The organism is Aliirhizobium wenxiniae (assembly GCF_019511445.1).
GTDB lineage: Bacteria > Pseudomonadota > Alphaproteobacteria > Rhizobiales > Rhizobiaceae > Neorhizobium > Neorhizobium wenxiniae_A.
This window is the reverse complement of sequence record NZ_JAEUAN010000031.1, coordinates 61,294-67,293: the sequence shown is the minus strand read 5'-3', so window position 1 is coordinate 67,293 and position 6,000 is coordinate 61,294. Positions and strand designations below refer to the sequence as shown.

Here is a 6,000-nt window from a genome sequence, read left to right as displayed (position 1 = left end):
GACAGAGGTAGCGGACTCCCATCAAGGCCAGGAGCGTGATCGCTCCAGCGATAGGCCGGATAGATTCACGCATCCAATGCCGAGTTGCCGCCAAATATTCTTCTCGCCCGGGAGGCGTCCATAGATTATCGTAGATGCCGCGAGCAGGGACGCCGCCGAACACACGGAAGCCGTGCCAATGGGCGTCAAACAGCATCTCGTGCGTCTGCAGCAGATACGCCCTGACCAAAAACGCGCGACTGTGCGATAGCTTGATATGCGCGACCTGCAGCTTCGTGCGCTCGCCGCCAATGACCGCATAGTCCTCACTCCAATCGAATTGGAATGCTTCGCCTGGGCGGAAAGACAGCGGAACGAATATGCCGCGGCCCGTCGTCTGCTGCTCACGTTGTCGTTCCGCTCGCCAATCACGGGCGAAGGCGGCAACCCGACCATAGGAGCCGGTAAAGCCAAGAGCCACCAGGTCGGCATGAACCTGCTTCAGTGTTCGTCGCTGTTTGCGCGACTTCCCGGCCTCTGTCTTCAGCCAGGCCGCCAGCTTGTCGGCAAAAGGATCAAGCTTGCTCGGTCGTTCCGGTACGGTGAATGTTGGTTCGATTGTACCAGCGTTCAGATACTTCGCGATCGTGTTCCGCGACAGCCCTGTTCGCCGGCTGATCTCGCGGATCGACTGCTTCTCACGCAGCGCCATCCGACGAATGATATTTAAAAGTCCCATGTGGATCACTCCGTTGCCCCCGTCGCTCTCCGCGTTGGGGGAAGGTTCACATGGCTCAATTCTCAATGGAAATTATGCGCCTAACCGGCTCAGTTCTGCGTGGAAACCAACACTCCTACTGAAAAAACCACACATATGCAGCGCTTATGCGGACGTTCCAGTACGAGATTTTGCAAGAACGCGATTGCGCCAATGGCCGCACAGTTGCCCCTTGTAGTGAGGAGCTGCTACAGCGACGCAAAATAGTCTCAAGCGGCAACCTGATGCAGGGGCGCCGACATATCGGCCGAGGATTTCATGGCCTCGTCCAAAACAGCAAGGAACGTCGGGATAGAGCTTTCTTCTGGCAGCGAGTAAAAGATCATCTGCGCGTCGCGACGCGTCTGAACCACTCCACCATCGCGCAGCTTGCGCAAATGCTGTGAAATCGCTGACTGGCTCATATTCAGGCTGACGGCGATCTTGGTCACCGCTTTCTCGCCTTCCGTCAACATACGCAGGATTTCTAGGCGCACGGGACTGGCGAGATTGTCGAGAAAAGCTGAGGCGGATGCTTGGTCGAAGGTGAACTCACGCATGAAGGTAATTCCGAATCACGTTTAGGCTTTTCTAATTTAGAGCCAGGCTGCACGCAATCAGATTCAACCGAGCTGCGACGCGACCAAAATGCAGCGTCGGGAATTTCGACGGAACGATCCGGAGGCACTGTCCAATCACGACGCCATGAGCAAGAGCTGCGCCGATATCTTTCGGACATCATACGGCTTTGAGAAAAAAACGCCCCGCGTGGGAAGCTCATGTGCTCCCGGCTTCCTCATGCCGGATACGACAATGATTTCGATAGGTGGCCAACGGTCTCTCACCGCGGCCGCAAGTCTGAGACCGTCCATGCTGCCGGGCATATCGATATCCGTGAGCAAGATCCGGATATTTGTGTCTGTTTCGAGCATGGCAATCGCCTCGTCAGCGTTTGACGCCTCGAGCGCAGTGAAGCCCGCTTCCTCGACAAGATCAACAGCGAGCATTCTTAAGAGCGGCTCGTCCTCAACAATCAGCACCGACTTACGCATGAGCACCCTCGTCATCTCGACCGCCATGAACGTCGGGGGAGAGGACTTGTTCCGCGAAGCGAAAGCTCAGCCGGAAGATGAGGCCGTCAGGATGAAACTCGGCATCGCTTGTAGCTTGTGCTGCAGCTGGAAACGCTCTTTCAATGAGGACACTACCGAAACCCCGTCGGGATGGCGTTGCGACGGCGGGACCCCCGCTTTCCTGCCAAAGGAGCACGACGCGCCCATCTTCTTCTTTCCAGCTAATGGTGACTTTGCCCTCCTCGACACTCAGACTTCCATACTTAGTCGCGTTGGTGGCCAACTCGTGAAGGATAAGCGACAGAGGCAGAGCAAGGTCTGCAGCCAGCACAACATCAGGGCCATCGTGGGATATCCGATTGGGGTCAGCCGAGTGCGCGCGCAGGGCAGATCCGATAACCTTACGGATTTGCGCAGCTGAGCTCTCTTTCGAGAGGATCAAGTCATAGGTGCTGGCAAGCGCGGTCAGCCGTTCGGAAAAAGACTTGTATTGGCTGGGATCGGAGCGGGCGAAGGTCTGCCGCGCGATAGCTTGCACCAGGGCAAAACCGTTTTTCACCCGATGCGCCAGCTCACGCACGAGCAGCATGCGCTCCTCTTCGGCTTTCTCGTTCTGTATTCGTCGGCAATCCAGTTCGTCGAGGAGGTTGTCGAGCGCTGCGCCAACGGCATGTAGCTCGTCGGTCGGTCTCATTCCGGTGCGAGCTACGGCATCACCCGCCTTCCACTTGTCCATGACGGTCGCGATCCGGGAGATCGGGACCAGAATGAAGCGGCTGCCAATGAAGAGCGCCAGCAAAAGGGATATGAGAGCACCACCGACAATCCCAAGAACATTAGTGATCGTCGCTCGATTGATGGGAGCAAAGGCCTCGGTCGTTGAAAAGCCGGCACTGACATAGAGCGGGCTGGACGGAAGTGCGATCGGCCGATAGCCGAGCACCCGCTGCGTGCCATCCTGACTTTCTACCTCAATGACACCTGGTCGATCCGCGTGGATCAGCTGCTGGAACGCATCTGGAATGACAGTCCCTACAAACTTCTCGGGTAATGGCACGCGCGCCACGATCGTTCCTGATCCGTCTGCGATTGTCACGGCATTTCCGTGCGGAACACCGCGTTCTGTGATGCGATTCTGCAGCCAATCCAATCGGATCCCGCTGACCACGACGGCTGTAACAGTGTCGCCATCCAGAAGCGGCATCGCCAGAGGCAAGACAGCGGCATCGGAAATCCTGCTTTTCGTGTACCCGCCGACAACAAAGCCTTTACTCGCGACCGCGTGTCGGAAGTAGTCACGATCGGCAAAGGATGCCCCTGCTGGCATCGGCGTGCTACCACAGACGGCGCTTCCGTCCGGGCGAAGGACGAAGATTGTCCGGATATTGGGAACGTTCGTAGCAAGAGACGCGAGCGCTTCGTTGCACGCCGCTGTATCAAGATGCCGCACGGCCGGCATCGAGGTAATTGCCACGAGAAGAGACCGCAGCCCCTCGACGATGCGCTCCACTTCTGATGACGCTTGGCGGGCGGCCTGAGCGGCCAGGGCGCGGACCTCATCGTTACGCTGCTGGCGCATTACGATTTCGTTGTAGCCGAGCATAGTAACCACTGGCACAAGCGCTGCCGCTGCTACCGCAATGAGCTTCAGCCTCATCGTGATCCCCCCGTTCGCGGGACAAATAGCACGCGAATTTCTAAGGCGCTATTGCGAGAACTGTGATGCAGAGCGCGAAGAAGACAAGCTGGAGCTGCCGCGCCACGTCAATTTTGAGACGCGCAACTTATCCTTACGTCGCCGATTAGCGGCCATCTCGGACAAAAGGAGCCGGATGTTGTCAGGACTGAACGCCTTCCGTGACAAAACATACTGGTTGTTGAGTACCGTACGCTATCGGACCAACACGACAGTGGACTTCGCGAGGATGGCTCCTAGGGGCCGCAAGCATTGCTGTTCATACAGAGAGCCTTATATATCGCGGCCGAGTCCTATAGGGCGAGAGGAAAGGGTTGGGATGGATTTACTCAGAGGGTTGGCGCAGGCATTTTCGTTTGATAGCAGGTCTGGCTCGGACGCATTCCTTCAGGCGATCATCGAGACGACCCCCGAATGCATCAAGGTCGTCGCTCCCAACGGTGACTTGCTGCATATGAACGCCGCAGGCCTGTCTATGATTGGCTCGGACAGTTGGGATCGTGTCGCTGGCGCCTGTACTTTCGATCTTATAGCCGAAGATCATCGGGACGATTGGTTGAAGCACCACGATCGCGTTTGCTCAGGCGAGCGGCTCGGTTGGGAATTCGATATAATCAGTCTCGATGGCACCAGACGGCACATGGAAACCCACGCCGTCCCGATTGAACTCGATGACGGCCGCATAGGCCAGCTCGCACTCACGCGCGATGTTAGCGCCCGCAAGGCTGCCGAGAATTCACTTCAGACCCTCAACAACGAGCTTGAACAACGGGTTCAGGAACGAACGGCCCAACTTCAAAACACGCTACAGCGACTTCAGGATACTGAGAGCAATCTCGCACTCTTGATCGACAGCGTCTCTGACTATGCGATTTATAGGCTGGATCCGGATGGAAATGTTCAAAGCTGGAATGCCGGTGCTGAGCGGATAAAAGGGTACAACGCCGAGGAGATTATCGGAAAGAACTTCTCAACCTTCTATACCGCCGAGGATCTGGCAAATGGACGCCCGCAATTCGCCTTGAAATCTGCACGCAAGGAGGGACGATTTGAAAGCGAAGGCTGGCGCGTCCGGAAAGACGGAACGCGCTTTTTTGCCAGTGTCGTCGTCGACGCTATCTATGATGCGGGAGAGTTCGTCGGCTTCGCAAAGATCACCCGCGATATCACAGAAAAACGAGAGGCCGAGGCCAAGCTACGGCAAGCTCAGAAGATGGAAGCGGTCGGTCAGTTCACAGGTGGGGCCGCTCATGATTTCAACAACCTCTTGTCCGCAGTCCTCGGTAGTTTGGAACTTTTGCGTAAACGCCTGCCGCAGGAGGACGTGCGTGCCAAGGCACTTCTGGAAAACGCCGTCGAAGGCGCAAAGAGGGGTGCGTCTCTGACACAGCGAATGCTGGCATTCGCTCGCCGCCAGGATCTACAACAACAACCTGTTGATCTTGCCGCTTCGATCTACAGCATGCAGGAACTGCTCAACCAGTTGATCCCGGCCAACATCCGGATCGAAACCAGCATTCCACGCGCCCTTCCGCACGCACTGACCGATCCTGGACAATTGGAAACGGCGCTTTTGAACCTCATCGCCAATGCGCGAGACGCGATGCCGGCGGGTGGCGCTATCCGGATTTCCGCGCGGCCGGCGGAGGTGTGCACGCCTGAAGGTCAAGATCTAACTCCAGGCAACTACGTCTGCCTGACCGTCGAGGATGAGGGAGAAGGCATGGATGAAGCTACCCTTGCCAGAGTAACCGAGCCGTTTTTTACGACGAAGGGTGTTGGAAAGGGAACGGGCCTCGGCCTTCCCATGGTGGATGGTCTTGCCGCCCAGTCTGGCGGCCGCCTCGTCCTGCGCAGTCAACTAGGTACAGGCACAGCAGTCGAGTTGTGGCTTCCTGTGGCCTACCAGGACGAAGAGATGACCTCGCAGTCTCAGCCGGTTCTCACAACTGAGAGCCTGCACCAAAAATCGCTGAAGGTTCTGGCCGTTGATGACGATGCACTCGTTTTGATGAACACAGCGGCGATGCTGGAGGACTTGGGTCACATCGTCGTGGAGGCAACCTCCGGCAAACAAGCCCTGCAGATCCTCGCGCAAGAGGCGATCGATCTCATCGTGACCGATCATGCCATGCCGGGAATGACTGGCCTTCAGCTCGTCGAGGCCGTCGAAAAACTGAAACCAGAGACACCTGTCATCCTCGCGACCGGCTATGCCGAGTTGCCAAGTCATGGCGCGCGGCAATTCATCAAACTGGATAAACCATTCCTGCAGTCAGAGCTTTCGGACGCGGTGACACGAGCAGCCCTTCAAGCCTGACTACCCTTTTCTGCAACTGAGCCAGTTTATACAGCGACAGATGCTCACAGCCCACGACCCTCATGGCGCGTGTAAGTCTATCGACCGACGAGGTATTGACGGCATCGGGCTCGATTTGACGTGTTGCGATGACGCAGCCTTTTTAAACCTGTTTGGCTCCAAGAGTCCTACAGAC

5 protein-coding genes are annotated in these 6,000 nt (G+C 56.9%); 1 reads left to right on the top strand and 4 read right to left on the bottom strand.

The window, feature by feature from the left end:
• The 4 genes from istA to JNB91_RS27680 all read right to left on the bottom strand — a co-directional run.
• Window positions 1-718, bottom strand: a 718-nt coding sequence (gene istA, locus JNB91_RS27695; protein ID WP_223218423.1) for an IS21 family transposase, incomplete at its 3' end; no start/stop codon positions are given.
• Window positions 719-966: 248 nt separating this feature from the next.
• Window positions 967-1,296: an ArsR/SmtB family transcription factor gene (locus JNB91_RS27690; RefSeq protein ID WP_220328677.1), complete on the bottom strand. Its 330-nt coding sequence runs from the start codon at window positions 1,294-1,296 to the stop codon at window positions 967-969.
• A gap of 135 nt (window positions 1,297-1,431) precedes the next feature.
• Window positions 1,432-1,788 carry a response regulator transcription factor gene (locus tag JNB91_RS27685; protein WP_220328676.1) on the bottom strand — a complete coding sequence of 119 codons (357 nt, stop codon included), beginning with the start codon at window positions 1,786-1,788 and terminating at the stop codon, window positions 1,432-1,434.
• Window positions 1,781-3,466: a sensor histidine kinase gene (locus JNB91_RS27680; RefSeq protein WP_220328675.1), complete on the bottom strand. Its 1,686-nt coding sequence runs from the start codon at window positions 3,464-3,466 to the stop codon at window positions 1,781-1,783. Before JNB91_RS27680 ends, JNB91_RS27685 begins: the two co-directional genes overlap by 8 nt.
• Window positions 3,467-3,824: 358 nt before the next feature.
• On the opposite strand from JNB91_RS27680, the gene JNB91_RS27675 reads away from it, so the two are divergent.
• Window positions 3,825-5,825: a hybrid sensor histidine kinase/response regulator gene (locus JNB91_RS27675; RefSeq protein ID WP_223218422.1), complete on the top strand. Its 2,001-nt coding sequence runs from the start codon at window positions 3,825-3,827 to the stop codon at window positions 5,823-5,825.
• Window positions 5,826-6,000 lie beyond the last annotated feature (175 nt).

Bases quoted from the DNA above. Each gene is read 5' to 3' on its own strand.
- JNB91_RS27690 (WP_220328677.1), bottom strand. From the start codon at position 1,296: ATGCGTGAGTTCACCTTCGACCAAGCATCCGCCTCAGCTTTTCTCGAC.
- JNB91_RS27685 (WP_220328676.1), bottom strand. From the start codon at position 1,788: ATGCGTAAGTCGGTGCTGATTGTTGAGGACGAGCCGCTCTTAAGAATG.
- JNB91_RS27680 (WP_220328675.1), bottom strand. From the start codon at position 3,466: ATGAGGCTGAAGCTCATTGCGGTAGCAGCGGCAGCGCTTGTGCCAGTG.
- JNB91_RS27675 (WP_223218422.1), top strand. From the start codon at position 3,825: ATGGATTTACTCAGAGGGTTGGCGCAGGCATTTTCGTTTGATAGCAGG.